Source organism: Microbulbifer okhotskensis, assembly GCF_023895975.1.
Taxonomy (GTDB): Bacteria; Pseudomonadota; Gammaproteobacteria; order Pseudomonadales; family Cellvibrionaceae; genus Microbulbifer; species Microbulbifer okhotskensis.
The window spans coordinates 1-650 of sequence record NZ_JALBWM010000350.1; the positions used below are offsets into that span (position 1 = coordinate 1).

The window sequence follows — 650 nt, forward strand, 5'->3', positions numbered from 1 at the left end:
GTTAAGGCCTAGGTGATTTATGGACCTGGACCAACGAGCCGCAGAGCGCGCCTTCCGCAAATGGGGCAAGCCCGCTACCTATACCGATGGTAGCGGTGCTGAGCCTATTGATTGCAAGGTGATCTTTGAGCAGGAGATCGATGAGTTCGATGAGGAGGAGCGGCTGCGGGTGCCGCGTATTGAGTTGAGTCTGCTGGTGAGTGAAGTAGGGGCTTACAAATCCGGGGCGGTGATTACGCTTAATGGCGTGGCCTATACGGTACGCAAACGGCTGGCAGATGATGGGGTGGTTTGGCGGGTGCAGGTGGATGGGTAATTCAAACCGGCAGATTGCTGGATTGAGGTATTCGGTGGCACTTGGTTGGGTGAAAAATGTACAAAATCTGCTTTTAATAACAGAAATCAGCAGCAGCTGCTCCTATTTCTAGGTGAAACTCAGTAACTCATTGATACTTAAAGGGTTCCAAAAGTGATATAAAGCAGAGAAAATACTGAGATATAAAGACGCTGCTTTATATCTACTTTTGTACATTTGCGCCAAGTACGGATAGCTCATTGATTTCCTAAGTTTTTTTTCATCTTCGAAGGAAGTAGGGCTTAGAAATATAGAGAAGGGTGATATAAAGACGCTTCTTTTGAATTAACTGTTA

The 650-nt window shown here is 46.3% G+C and carries 1 protein-coding gene; it reads left to right on the plus strand.

Going from position 1 to position 650, the window contains the following annotated elements:
- The first annotated feature begins 19 nt into the window (after positions 1-19).
- Positions 20-316: a head-tail joining protein gene (locus tag MO867_RS22455; protein WP_252473313.1), complete on the plus strand. Its 297-nt coding sequence runs from the start codon at positions 20-22 to the stop codon at positions 314-316.
- The last annotated feature ends 334 nt before the right edge of the window (positions 317-650 follow it).